The organism is Streptomyces sulfonofaciens, from assembly GCF_014656295.1.
Lineage (GTDB): Bacteria > Actinomycetota > Actinomycetes > Streptomycetales > Streptomycetaceae > Streptomyces > Streptomyces sulfonofaciens.
Genome location: NZ_BNCD01000040.1, coordinates 15,129 through 27,401, shown reverse-complemented (window position 1 = coordinate 27,401; position 12,273 = coordinate 15,129). Strand labels below are relative to the sequence as shown.

11 protein-coding genes are annotated in these 12,273 nt (G+C 70.3%); 1 reads left to right on the top strand and 10 read right to left on the bottom strand.

All coding sequences use genetic code 11. The features are described 5' to 3' along the window. Window positions 1-450: 450 nt before the first annotated feature. Window positions 451-1,287 carry an S-methyl-5'-thioadenosine phosphorylase gene (locus IE313_RS33675; protein WP_189939031.1) on the bottom strand — a complete coding sequence of 279 codons (837 nt, stop codon included), beginning with the start codon at window positions 1,285-1,287 and terminating at the stop codon, window positions 451-453. 228 nt (window positions 1,288-1,515) lie between these two features. Between IE313_RS33675 and IE313_RS33670 the strand changes: the two genes are divergently transcribed. After that, window positions 1,516-2,133: a helix-turn-helix transcriptional regulator gene (locus IE313_RS33670; RefSeq protein ID WP_229925172.1), complete on the top strand. Its 618-nt coding sequence runs from the start codon at window positions 1,516-1,518 to the stop codon at window positions 2,131-2,133. 32 nt (window positions 2,134-2,165) lie between these two features. Here the strand turns inward: IE313_RS33670 and cysD are convergent, their stop codons facing one another. The 9 genes from cysD to IE313_RS33625 form a co-directional block, all read right to left on the bottom strand. Beyond that, window positions 2,166-3,116 (bottom strand): sulfate adenylyltransferase subunit CysD, encoded by a 951-nt coding sequence (gene cysD, locus IE313_RS33665; RefSeq protein ID WP_189939038.1) that lies wholly within the window; start codon window positions 3,114-3,116, stop codon window positions 2,166-2,168. 17 nt (window positions 3,117-3,133) lie between these two features. Beyond that, window positions 3,134-3,736, bottom strand: coding sequence for an adenine phosphoribosyltransferase (locus IE313_RS33660; RefSeq protein ID WP_189939029.1), 603 nt, complete (start codon window positions 3,734-3,736; stop codon window positions 3,134-3,136). 12 nt (window positions 3,737-3,748) lie between these two features. Further along, window positions 3,749-5,086: a sulfotransferase gene (locus IE313_RS33655; RefSeq protein WP_229925171.1), complete on the bottom strand. Its 1,338-nt coding sequence runs from the start codon at window positions 5,084-5,086 to the stop codon at window positions 3,749-3,751. Then, window positions 5,086-7,068 (bottom strand): methyltransferase domain-containing protein, encoded by a 1,983-nt coding sequence (locus IE313_RS33650; protein WP_189939026.1) that lies wholly within the window; start codon window positions 7,066-7,068, stop codon window positions 5,086-5,088. Before IE313_RS33650 ends, IE313_RS33655 begins: the two co-directional genes overlap by 1 nt. Next, a complete protein-coding gene (locus IE313_RS33645) occupies window positions 7,061-7,531 on the bottom strand; it encodes a rubrerythrin family protein (RefSeq protein ID WP_189939024.1) in 471 nt (156 codons plus the stop codon). The genes IE313_RS33650 and IE313_RS33645 overlap by 8 nt, the downstream gene beginning before the upstream one ends. Continuing rightward, window positions 7,515-8,306: a class I SAM-dependent methyltransferase gene (locus IE313_RS33640; protein WP_229925170.1), complete on the bottom strand. Its 792-nt coding sequence runs from the start codon at window positions 8,304-8,306 to the stop codon at window positions 7,515-7,517. Before IE313_RS33640 ends, IE313_RS33645 begins: the two co-directional genes overlap by 17 nt. Window positions 8,307-8,398: 92 nt before the next feature. Continuing rightward, entirely contained in the window at window positions 8,399-9,475 is a 1,077-nt protein-coding gene (locus IE313_RS33635) for a sulfotransferase family protein (protein WP_189939022.1), read from the bottom strand. Then, complete coding sequence (locus IE313_RS33630; RefSeq protein ID WP_189939020.1) at window positions 9,472-11,148, bottom strand: B12-binding domain-containing radical SAM protein; 1,677 nt, start codon at window positions 11,146-11,148, stop codon at window positions 9,472-9,474. The genes IE313_RS33635 and IE313_RS33630 overlap by 4 nt, the downstream gene beginning before the upstream one ends. A 38-nt stretch (window positions 11,149-11,186) precedes the next feature. Further along, window positions 11,187-12,212, bottom strand: a complete 1,026-nt coding sequence (locus tag IE313_RS33625; protein ID WP_189939018.1) for a ParB/RepB/Spo0J family partition protein — start codon at window positions 12,210-12,212, stop codon at window positions 11,187-11,189. Window positions 12,213-12,273 lie beyond the last annotated feature (61 nt).

Sequence of the window (12,273 nt, the reverse complement as noted above, 5' to 3'; positions counted from 1 at the left end):
AACGCCTCGGCGGACGAGATGAAGCGGGCGCCCAGTTGACGCAGGACGCGGGACTCGTCATCCAGGACGTCGAAGAAACGGGGAATTCGGCTCTCGATACTCCGCACTCTGTGGAACCTGTCCTTGCCGTGCCAGTGGGGGACGGGTCGTGCGCGCTGCGGGAACGGCTCCGCCGGCACGACCGTGAAGTGCCCGTCGCGTGTGGCAGCAAGCGGGGCTTCACAACGGCAACGTGACACGCCGGCCCTTCTCCGACGGGATCGGGCTGACCTGTCAGTTATAGCAGGACGATCATCAAGGGGCTGTCACGAGCCCTCCTCCGCGCGACGCCCCCGCGTGCGGCGCCGAGGCCCCAACAGCCCTGTGCACGAGGGGCCATTGGGGCCATGGAGATCCGGACGCGGGACGGGCCCGGAGCGTGCTCGCGAGGGCCGGCGTCCGGTGCCCGGGTCAGGGCAGGTCGAAGCCCGTCTCCTGGCCCGCCAGCGCGTCGCCGCACGGGCAGGTGCGCTCGCTGGGCAGTGACTTCACGGCTGTGAACAGCACAGGACGCAGCCGGTCGATGTTCTCCGCGAAGACCTTCAGGACCTCGTCGTGCGTGACGCCCTCACCGGCCTCCACACCGGCGTCCAGGTCGGTGACCAGCGCGATGGGGGTGTAGCACATGCCCAGTTCCCTCGCGAGGGACGCCTCGGGCAGGCCCGTCATGCCGATGATCGACCAGCCGCTGGAGGAGTACCAGCGGGACTCGGCGCGGGTGGAGAAGCGGGGCCCCTGCACCACCACCAGCGTGCCGCCGTCGCGCGGCTCCCAGCCCTGCGAGCGCGCCGCCGCCAGCGCCGTCTGCCGTCCCGCCGGGCAGTACGGGTCGGCCAACGAGACGTGCACGACGCCGGGAACGGCGCCGTCGGAGCGCTTGATGCCGTCGTAGAAGGTCTGCTCCCTGCCCTGGGTGCGGTCCACCACCTGGTCGGGGATGACGAGCGTGCCCGGGCCGAACTCCCGGCGCAGTCCGCCCACCGCGCAGGGCGCCAGCACCTGGCGGATGCCGAGGGAGCGCAGCGCCCACAGGTTGGCCCGGTAGTTGATGCGGTGCGGCGGCACCGAGTGGCTCCGTCCGTGCCGGGGCAGGAAGGCGATGCTGCGCCCGGCGTACTCACCGACCAGCAGCGCGTCGCTCGGCGGGCCGTAGGGGGTGTCTACGGGCACCTCGGTGATGTCGTCGAGGAAGGAGTACAGGCCGGAACCGCCGATGACGCCGATCTCGACGTCGGGCAGGTTGGTCATCTCACGCTCCTAGCACAGGAAGAGGCGGGCGCGGGATCCCGCCGGTGAAGGGCGGGTCATGAGTGGCGCTTTCGGCTGCGCGCTCAGCATTCCTATCCAACGGTCAGCCGGGGCGGCAAGTGAGCCGTGAGTCGCGGGTGAACCTTCGAGCCCCCGAAAGTGGCCCGGGCAGGCGCGCGCACTTAGAATTCGGTACGGCCGACCCGATACCCGGGGAGAAGCAGTCAATTGACCACTGCGCAGTTGAACATCCTCTGGTTGGCACACGACGAACTGGCCTTCTACGGACTCCCCAGGATGCTCAGCCAGGTCCCCACCGTCCGCAGGCACGTGATCTGCCAGGACACGGCCGGCGCGGAGGAGCACCTGGCCCGCGAGCCCTTCGACGTGAACGTCTTCCCGCTGAGCGCGTACGGCCCACGCGTGAGCGCGCTCGCGCAGAACAGCGGCGCGAAGCTCGTCCTGACGCTCTCCGAGACCGCCGCACTGCACCCCGGTCTGGCACACGGCCGCACCGTGGACGCCTGGTTCCTGGAGCAGTGCCTCACCCTGGACGTCCTGCGCGACACGTTCCGGCAGCTCGCCCTGCCGACCACCGCACCCCATCGACTGCTGAACACAGGGAACCAGGGCACCCTGCGCTCGGCACGGCGCGGCAACAGGCTGACCGCCCGCGAGCTGTCCGTGCTGCGTTTACTGGTGCAGGGCCTGACCAACCAGCAGATCGCCCGTGCCCTCGGCATCTCCGTGCACGGCGTGAAACGTCATATCTCCAACCTCATGCTCAAGTTCGACTGCTCCAACCGCACCGAGGTCGCCCTGGCGGCGACACGGATCTGGGAATGACCCCGGCGCCCCGCGGCGCCGGGGACGGCCGGTCAGAAGTAGCCCTCGCGCTTGCGGTCCTCCATCGCGGCCTCGGAGAGCCTGTCGTCGGCGCGGCTGGCGCCCCGCTCGGTCAGCCGGGAGGCCGTGATCTCGGCGATGACCGCCTCGACCGTGCCGGCGTCGGAGTCCACCGCGCCGGTGCACGACATGTCGCCGACGGTGCGGTAGCGCACGGTCCGCCGCTCCACCTTCTCGCCCTCGCCCGGCCCGCCCCAGTCGCCCGCGGTCAGCCACATGCCGTCCCGCTCGAAGACGTCGCGCTCGTGCGCGTAGTAGATCTCCGGAAGCTCGATCTTCTCGCGGGCGACGTACTGCCACAGGTCCAGCTCGGTCCAGTTGGAGAGCGGGAAGACGCGGACGTGTTCGCCGGGCGCGTGCCTGCCGTTGTAAAGCTGCCACAGCTCCGGGCGCTGGCGGCGCGGGTCCCACGCACCGAACTCGTTCCGCAGCGAGAAGACCCGCTCCTTGGCGCGGGCCTTCTCCTCGTCGCGTCGCCCGCCGCCGAGCACCGCGTCGTGCCGGCCCTCGGCGATGGCGCCCAGCAGCGGCACCGTCTGCAGCGGGTTGCGGGTGCCGTCGGGGCGCTCACGCAGCCGGCCGTCGTCGATGTAGTCCTGCACCCTGGCCACCGTCAGGCGCAGTGCGTACCGGGCCACGGTGGCGTCCCGGTAGTCCAGCACCTCGGGGAAGTTGTGGCCGGTGTCCACGTGCAGCAACCCGAAGGGCATCCGCGCCGGCGCGAACGCCTTCAGCGCCAGGTGCAGCATGACGGTCGAGTCCTTGCCGCCGGAGAACAGGATCACCGGCCGCTCGAACTCGCCCGCCACCTCCCGGATGACGTGCACCGCCTCCGACTCCAGCGCATCCAGGTACGGCAGGGCCGGAACGCGGCCCGGGCGCGGCCCCGGGGCCTTCGGCGATCCGCTGCTGTTCCGGGCCACCCCGGCAGGACCCGCGGTCACACGATGACCGCCGCGTCGACGCGGTCGCCGTCCAGCGACCGTTTCAGCCGGTCCCGGCCCAGCAGGAAGCCCAGCTCCAGCAGCACCGCGACACCGGCCACCTGCGCACCGGTCCCGCGGATCAGCTCCACGGCGGCCTCCGCGGTGCCCCCGGTGGCCAGCACGTCGTCCACGACGACCACGCGGTCACCGGGCCCGAACGCCCCCTGCTGGATCTCGATCGTGGCGGTGCCGTACTCCAGCTCGTAGCCGCGGGCGAGCACCGGACCGGGCAGCTTGCCGGCCTTGCGGACCGGGACGAAGCCCAGCCCGGCCCGGACGGCCACCGGGGCGGCGAGCAGGAAGCCGCGGGCCTCAAGGCCGGCGATCCTGGTGGCACCGCGGCGCACGCACATCGAGGCCAGCAGCTCCACCAGCGAGGAGAAGGCGTCCGGGTCGGCCAGCAGCGGGGTGATGTCCTTGAACTGCACGCCGGGCCGGGGGTAGTCGGGAACGTCGCGTATGAAGCCGGCCAGCCGCCGGCCCAGCAGGATGTCGGCCGCCCGGGCGTCGTCGGGGTCGACGGTGCCGTGGGCGGGCCCCGGGTGGTTCGTCGTCATGGAGGTCCTCCGTCAGATCCAGCCGGTGGGGTCGGCGTATCCGAGCCGGTCGGCCACCTGGAGGGTGCGGGCATCCAGCGCCCGCCCGATCAGGTCGGCCCGGTCCTGCCAGCGGCCGGCCCGCGGCCGCGCGGTGGCGGCCACGGGTGCGATGCCATGGTGGACCGAATGCCGGAACTCACCGTCCAACGGGATGCCGAGCCAGTCGCTCAGCCGCTCGAAGGACGCGATCCGGCGGTCCGGCCCGCCGATGAGATCCTCGAAGTGCAGGGTAAGGCCCTCCACCGGACCGCGGTCGAGGTCGTCCAGCACCGCCTGGTGGCTGCTGCGCCACTGGAAGGCACACACGTCCAGCAGCGGGGCGCCGGTGAAGTCCTGCCAGCCGGGCGGCAGATCGAACTTCCACCACCACCGGTTGTCCTCGCACCGTTCGACGTAGTCGCCGATCGCCAGGGGCGAGGTCATCCGGTGGGCGTGGAAGCCGTTGTGCAGCCACCCGTCGTACAGGCCGTTCACGGCGGCGGCCGGGTTGCGGGTCAGGTGCAGCACCCGCAGCCGGGCGTTGGGGAACAGGGCGCGCAGGAAGCCGAGCCGGTAGGCGTTGCTCGGCGTCTTGATCACCAGCGTCCGCTCGCGCAGGTCGGCAGGGTCGGCCCGTCGCCAGGGACGGGCCAGCACGAAGGGCGGCTCCTCGATGAGGAGCCGCCCGGGCGCGCGCGGCGAGGGAGCACCGAACGCCTCCCTCTGCAGCAGGTCCCGCGGCAGGTCGTAGTACCAGGGGCTGACGGGCAGCCCCTGCTGGTGCAGGCCGCGCAGCACACTCAGGGTCACGGCGGCGGGGTCCCACGAGGGCGCGCCCCGCAGCACACCGCGCGCCGCGTCGGCCACCGCGAGCGGGTCGAGCGGCAGCTCCGGCCACTGCACGGCGAACCGCCAGGCCACGTCGAGCGCGAACTGCTCCGGGTCCGGGACGTCGGCGGCGGTGCCGACGTCCCGGGCCAGTTCCTCGTCGAGCAGCCGCCGGGCGGCCGGCGCGAGCGCCGCCACATGGGCAGCGTCGAGCCGGTCCGACCCGGTGCCGCTGTCCGGGAAACCAAGCCCGGCCAGCCGCAGGAACGGGTTGATCTCCGCCTGCAGGTGCAGCAGCGCCCGTGAGGCCCGCAGGGTCTCGGTGACCATGCTGGAGCCGCCGCGTGAGCTGGAGGCGATCACCAGGACGGACCGGACCTGCGCGGAGAAGTCCCGCACGCCGCTGCGCCGAAGCTCGCGCAGCGGTGCGAGCCGGTCGCACAGCGCCCGGAGAGCGTCGGGCACGCCAGGGGCGTGCACGGGCACGGTCATACGGGTCATCACCGGGGCTTCCTGAGCGAGTACACGCACCACCGCCACTGGTCGCGGATGGAGCCGTCGTCCAGCACCTCGAACGGATGGACCTCCCGCACCTCGCGCGGCGCGTCGTAGAAGAGCCGCTGTATCTCCCGGCGGGCCGCGGGAGTGGTCTCGTGCGTGTCGATCCACAGGTCGATCGACTCCCACAGCAGGTACTCGCTCATCTGCACGTCGGTGAAGCCCGCACCGAGCAGCAGCGAGCGGAAGTCCTCCTCACGGAACATCTGGTACAGGAGGGGCTGCTTCTTCTTGAAGACGCGGTACATCCAGAAGGCGTCCTCGTCGGCGAACGGCACGATCTGGCCGACGATGAACTGCCCGCCCGGCTTCAGCACCCGGAAGATCTCCGAGACCGGACGCTCCGGCTGCGGCAGCAGGTGCAGCACCTCGCGGGTGACCACCAGGTCGAAGGAGGCGTCGGGATAGGGCAGGTCGTAGACGGTTCCCTGGTCCACGCGGTCCAACCGCGTGGAGGCGAGCTGGACCATCTCCGGAGTGAGGTCGAGGCCGATCATCTCGCCGACCTTGCCCTTGAACGAGCCGCCGACGACACCGCTGCCGCAGCAGACGTCGAGCATCCGGCCGTCCGCCGGCACGTCGCACATCTCGGCGTGCTTGGCGAGCAGTTCCTCGTCGGTCAGCCACGAGCACGACTCGTGCCAGTTCTTCGACCGGATGCCGAACTGCCGCTGGTAGACCCCGTAGTCGATGTCCAGCTCGCGCCGCTGGTGGCGGGCGGTGCGGCTGGCCAGCCTGGCCGCGAGCCGGGCCCGGGTGGCGTCGAGCGCGCGGGCCACGACGCGCCGTCCGAGGCCCTCGTCGGCCTCCATGGCCCGGGTGAACTCGGCGTCGACGATGTCCTGGACCAGATGGCCGACCTCGGGGTTCTGCAACCGCTTCTTGGTCTGCCCGTCGAACTTGGGACCCACCATCCGCAGCGAGACCACCGCGGTGAGCCCTTCGAGGATGTCGACCGTGGTGATCCGCTCACCGGTGCGGGCGTCCAGCAGCTTGTGGGCGGTGGCGTAGCGGTTGATCGCCGCGGCCAGGGCCGCCCGGAGGCCGTCCACGTGCGCGCCGCCCTGGTCGGTGCGGACGCCGTTGACGAAGCTGCGCAGTTCCTCCGTGTAGCCCTCGGTCCACTGGAAGGCGAGGTCGAAGGAGACCGCGTCGCCCACGTGCGAGACCACCACCGGCTCGGGGTGGACGGCGGTCGCGTCGCCGTTGAGGTGGTCGAGGAAGGCCCGCACGCCACCGCTGAAGGTGTACCGCGCCACCGTGCCGCTGCGCTCGTCCACCAGCCGGGCGCTGAGCCCGCTGTGCAGGAACGCGATCTCCTGGAGCCGCTCGCCGAGGATCCGCGTGGAGAACTCGCAGGTGTCGAAGATCTCCGGGTCCGGTCGGAAGGAGATGGTGGTGCCGCGGCGCTGCGCGGGACCCTCCTTGATCAGCTCGGTACGCGGCTCACCACGGGAGAACTCCTGGCTGTGGTGGGCGCCGTCCCGCCAGATGTCCACCCGCAGCGACTCGGCGAGCGCGTTGACGCAGGACAGGCCGACGCCGTGCAGACCGGCGGAGTGCACGTAGGTGCTGCCGGTGAACTTGCCACCGGCGTGCAGCGTGGTGAGCACCACCTCGGCGGCGGGCCGCCCGGAGTCCGGGTGCGGGTCGACCGGGATGCCCCGGCCGTCGTCCTCCACCGCGCACGAGCCGTCGGTGCGCAGGATCACCGACAGTTCGCGACAGTAGCCGGCCTCGTACTCGTCCACGGCGTTGTCGAGCAGCTCGAACACCAGGTGGTGCAGGCCGTCCGCGTTGGTGGAGCCGATGTACATGGAGGGGTTGCGACGCACGGCCTGGAGGCCGGAGAACACCACGATCGCGGAGGCGTCGTACTGCGCGTCCGCCGCCGGCGGGGCGGGGGTGAGGAGGTCGTCAGACATCGGTTCCTCCAGGGGCCGTAGTGAGGGCGGCCTCGCTCGGGGCACCCGTCAGGCTCTCCAGTGCCGCGTCGAGCCGGGCGGTGTGCCGCTTCTTCAGCGCGGTCAGGGTGGTCAGCCAGCTCGCCACGTCGGCGTGCCCCTCCTCGTGCGCGGCGGTCATCAGCCGGGGATAGACCTCGCCCGCGTCCTGGAGCGCACCGGCCACCGAGGAGGCCAGGTTCAGTCCGGTCTCCCCGATGTCGCGCCGCTCGTCGTCGGGAGCGGTGGCGTCGCGGATCACGTCCAGGTGACCGTGCACCGCGCAGGTGACGCTGTCGGCCAGCTCCGTGAAGAGCCGGGCGATCTCGGTGTGGCCCTCGATCTCTGCGACCTGGGCGAAGTAGGTGTATCGCAGCGCGGACGTGGCCTCCGCCGCGAGAGCCGAGCGTAGGTCGGCGGCGAAGACGTCACTCAGATGCGCCATGGTTCTCCTCGGAGCCGGACCGCGGGGCGGACGGCTTGGTCCCCGCCGCCAGGACGAACAGCATGTTGTCGACAAACCGGCCGTCGGCCTCGCGCACCGCGTGCAGCGCGAGGAACTCGGGCGAGGCACCGCGGTAGACGGCGCGGATCGCCTCCCGGTTCTCCTCCTCGATGGCACCGTTGTCCGACCAGACGTCGACGTCCTCGACGGACACGTAGGGACGGGTCTCGACCGGGTCGCAGCCCGCCTTGCGGACCAGCTCCTCCAGGTCGGACGGGAGGAAGAAGTGCCGGCGCACGGGATTGCGCAGCCGGAGGATCTCGAAGTACTCGTCACGGTCCTGCTCGTCGTATGCGCACAGGTTGATGATCACCACCCGGCCGCCGGGCTTCACGACCCGGACCATCTCCTCGACCGCCGCGGGCAGGTCCATGAACTGCACGCCCTGGCGGCACACGACGAGGTCGAACTCGTCGTCCGCGAACGGCAGGTGCTCGGCCGGGGTCACCACCAGCCGGTCGAGGTACGGCCTGGCCTGATCGGCCATCTCCTCGGTGACGTCCACACCGACCACCTCGGCCACCCGCCCGGCGAACAGGCGCGACACCAGTCCGGTGCCGCAGGCTACGTCGAGCACCCGGTCACCCGGCTTGGGGGCGGCCATGTCCAGGAGGACATCACCGAGTTCGGTGTCGGTGCACCAGGAACTCGACCGGTCGTAGGTGGCAGCCCGCAGGGCGAAGTGGTTGGTGACGTCTTGTCGACTGATCGTCAAAGGGAACTCCTCGCGGTCGGCTCATGGTCTCCCCACCCGTCCTTGGGTGAGGTGGTGCACGAACGTGCGGGGGACGGGGGCGGGGGCCGGCCTCAGGCCGACCCCCGCCGTGCGGCGGGGACAGTGCCGCGGGCGGACGGGCGAAAGCCGCCGCGCACCAGGGCCTTCAACCGCAGCCACCGGATGTAGACGTCCCGGCTGAGCCGGGCGCGGTGGTTGTCGTCCTCCCGCATGGAGCGGTACTCGATCCGGGCTCGCAACTGCACCGAGCGCAGGGCCACACTCAGCGCCCCCGGGGCGCGGGTGGTGCCTGCCCGGGGGTCGACCGGATAGCCGAGCGACTGTTTCACCGGACCGGCCACCTTGTCCACCCACAGGCGTTCGCGGGTGTTCAGGCCGCGCCGACCGGCACCGATCCGGTCGGCGCTGACAGGCTGGCCTGCCTTGCGCCACGCGCCGGCCAGGCCGGCCGTCTGCCGTGCGGCGGCAGACGTGTGGTGCTTGAGCATGGCCGGCTCGGGCTTCTCACCGAGGAAGTCGCACAGCCTGCCGACCTCCTCCTCCGGGTTGGACACCAGGTCCTCGTAGCGCAGCAGGTGCACCACGCCGGGGCCCCAGGTGTCCAACGCGGCCTGGGCGCTCTCCTGCTGCGCCCGCCACAACTGGGCCATGCGGTACGGGTGGCTGGGCCCGAACACCGCGCGCTTCGCCGAGGAGGCGACATCGCACGGGTCCCTGACCAGCCAGACGAACCGGGCGTCGGGGAAGACGCCCAGTACGTCCGCGACATGGTCCACCATGAACGTGCTCTTGCACCCCCAGCGCGCCTTGCCCACGGCGGCCCGGTGCTGTTCGTAGATCGCCGCGACGATCCCGAACAGCCCCGGCCCGGCCGGATCGGCGATGATCCGGCCGGCCTCGACCTGATGGGGCCAAGGGTGGATGTGCCGGCGCAGCAGGCCGAGGGCGTCACCGACGGCCCGGGCGCGGTTCCGCGCGTCGCCCAGGTCCCCGTAGGACCTGGCGAGCGGCGCGAGGAACCGCATGAAGTGCGGCGGGTGCGGAATGGTGATCCGCGAATGTGCGTCCAGGATGAGCCGCAGCAGGTTCGAGCCGGACCGTTCGGTGCCGATGATCAGGATGGGGCTGTCGGGTCCTGGGCCCGTCATGCATCACCGACGGTGACCAGCGGCTCCATCTTCTTGGCGCCGCAGTCCATCAGGCTGCTGCCGGCCGCTGCGATCTCCGGGTCGGCGCACTTGTCGAGAGTGAACCGGTCGGAGCCGGGTGCCAGCGGGCCGGCACCGGAACTGAACTCCGCACGCCATCCCTCGCCGGCGTACGAGGTCGAACGCTCCTGGGCGTCGTCGGGGTTGGGGTGGAAGTACTGGAAGTGCTCCGGGTAGTGGCGGAACTCCATCACCGGACCGGGCTGGTAGGCGTCGTAGATCCGCTTGTAGGCGTCCCGGCAGACCTTCTCCGACAGACCGCTGACGTTGAGGAACTCGTCCTCGTGCAGGGCCTGCTCGACCGACAGCCAGTTGAGGTGGTCGATCTCGGAGCGGATCTGGCCGGAGGCGAGGGCGTTCTTGTAGATCGTGGTGCCGGGCATGGCCGAGAGGTACTTCACGCGCGTGACGTGGTTGTAGGTCTCGGCGAACTCGACCATGTGGCCGAGCGACTCCTCGCTCTCGTTGGGCAGCCCGACGATGAGCAGGGACCCGAACCGCACACCGGCGTCGAACGTGGTGCGCATGGCACGCACGGTCAGGTTCTCGCTGCTGCCCTTGCGGGCCTCGCGCAGCACGTCGGTGCCGAGCGACTCCACCCCGTAGAGGATGATGTCGCAGCCGGAGTCCCGCATCGCGTTGACCCTGGGGACGTCCATGTCGGCACAGCGGGTCAGGCACGTCCAGCGGATGTCGTAGTCCTTGATGACATCGCACATCTCGATGGTCTGGCCGCGGTGCGAGCTGAACGTCAGATCGACGAAGAAGCAGAAGTCGATCCCGTACTGGCTCTTGAGCCAGTCCATGTCCTTATCCATCTTCTCCTGCGACTTCGCCCTGACCTGCGGCGTCGTGCGGTAGCAGAAGGAGCAGTCCATCTTGCAGCCGCGGCTGTAGGAGGAGATGATCTGCGGCTGCAGGCCCATCGGGCTGTGGTACTGCGGCCACAGGTCGAGCCGCATCCTCGGCAGCGCGTCGAGGTCCATCATCTGACCGCGGGCCCGGGTGCGCTTGGCCTCGCCCTCCGGGGTGCGGTAGCAGATGCCGCGGATGTTGGGCAGGTCACGCGACCACTTGCCGGCGGTGTAGCTCTCCATCAGCTCCAGGATGGTGATCTCACCCTCGCTGACGACGACGATGTCCGCCGCGGTGTCCTTCATGAACACGTGCGGGACGGACGTGGCCAGCGAACCGCCGGCGATGATCGGCATGTTCGGTTCCGCTTCCCGCACCTTCGCCATGAGCTCGCGGCAGAACGGGAAGTTGTCCTCGAAGGTGCACACGCCCAGCACGTCGGTCTGGCCGATGATCTGGTCGTACGCCGTCTTCAGCGGGTCGAGGTCGTACCGGACGTCGATGATCTTCACGGGGTAGCCGGCGTTGTGCAGCACCGTGGAGATGTAGCTCGCGCCCTCGTAGGGCGAGGTGAGGAAGAACTCCCAGCCACGCGGCATGGAGAACGGGGACGGGCCGACGACCAGGGTGAAGCGGGGCTTCGACGGGTCGGTCGGAACCGGCGTCGCGTCCTGCTCACGCATCTGGTTCATGAAGTGGTGGTCGACCAGTTCATCGGCATTCGCGTACAGCTCCAGGGCGAGGGATTTGGGTGCCATGGAACACTCCTTCTTCGGTCGGCTTTGCTCCGGGGCGTTCAGCCGCTGATCCGCCGGTCACCGTCGTGGGCGACGGTGCGCAATTGCGCCGCAAACTCGTGCCAGGACCTGGCATAATCATCCGCGAGATCGACGATCATTTCGGCGCAATGTTGGGGGACGCTGTCAACGAGTCGATCCCACTTTTGCACGACTTGAGCCTGCGCGTCGAACAGTCTCAACAGGGCCCTACCGGTTTCGGTGAATCGCAACGACGGGTCTTTGCGCAGTATTTGCAGCAGGGCGACCGGGTTCCGGTCACGGCCGCGTAGCGCGGTCGGCCCGGCGGCTCGGGCCGCGAGCTGCGGTATGTCCTCCTCGGTGCGCTCCTCGGGCCCCGCGGCGGGGGCGGTGCGTCGGCTGCGGGCAGGTACCAGGTCACGTCCCGACAGCAGCCGCTCACGGACGTCGTGAGCGGTGCCGACGGATATCCCGGCCTCCTTGGCCACCTCCCGCAACGGCATCCCGGGATTGGCGGCGATGAGCCGCCCGGCCCGTACCCGCCCCTCCGCGGCGTTGATCGGGCGGACCCGGCCATCCCGGCCGATGCGGGTGTTCGAGGGGGGAATGTCCTCAGTCGAACGCCGGCGGATGGCGGCGATGGTCTTCGGTGACAGACCACTGACGCGCGCGATGGCGCGATCCGACCACTGCGGATGGGACTGGGTGATGCGCGCCGCCGCGGCGGTGCGGTCCGACAGCGTCAGCGGCAGCCCGTGGCGCACGTTGCTCTGCACCGCGAGCACGAAGGCGTCGGCCTCGGACCCCTCGAAGAAGCGGGCCGGGATCTCCTGCTGCGCACGCAGCCTGGCGACCCGCAGCCGGTGCATTCCGTCGATCACCCGCATGGTGGGCCGGTGGACGAGGATGGGGGGCAGGGTGGTTTCGGACGTGAGCAGAAGCTGGGTATGTTCTAGGTCCTCCCCTTCGAGGCGGGGATAATCCACGACTGACAAGGAATTGACCGGAATCATGTGTACCAGGTCCTCTGGTACTTGGCGTCCAATCTCTTCCTCAAGCGACATCGGACCTCCAGCTCGCAGGACGTAGCAGAACATCCCCTCCGTCAGGCAGAGTACGAAGACC